Here is a 382-nt window from a genome sequence, read left to right as displayed (position 1 = left end):
CTTGCCCTCGGCCTCGCGGTTCTGGGCCGACCAAGCTGCGATGCGCTCGGCTTGGGTCAGCTTGCGTTCGGTGGCAGCCGGCTCGGGCTTGCCGAGGAACCGACGCGCCCAAGCGCGATCTGCCTCGATATCAGAGAATTTAATGGACAATGCTATGGGAAAGCGGGGCAGCGACTTCGCCCCAGATGAAGCCGGTGTCGGTGCCGAGGGCGGGCAGCTTAACGCGGCTGGCAATCGTGCTGTGCGGCTGATCGGCCTTGCCGTTCCAACCGCAGCGGGGCTCCCCAGGTGGAACTGGCTCGGCGCCGTCTGGTAGGGCGTAGTTGGCGGCCGCGATCAGCGCGGCGCCTTCGCGGATCTTCGTCAGAAGCGGCACTAAACG

At 66.2% G+C, this 382-nt stretch carries 1 protein-coding gene; it reads right to left on the bottom strand.

The annotated features are described in order from the left end of the window. Positions 1-139: 139 nt before the first annotated feature. The coding region (locus MKK58_RS15555; protein ID WP_243912909.1) for a hypothetical protein at positions 140-382 on the bottom strand (243 nt) is incomplete at its 5' end.

This window comes from Methylobacterium sp. J-078, from assembly GCF_022829285.1.
Classification (GTDB): domain Bacteria; phylum Pseudomonadota; class Alphaproteobacteria; order Rhizobiales; family Beijerinckiaceae; genus Methylobacterium.
Note: the sequence above shows the minus strand (reverse complement) of the source record. Positions and strands in the feature narration are given on the sequence as shown.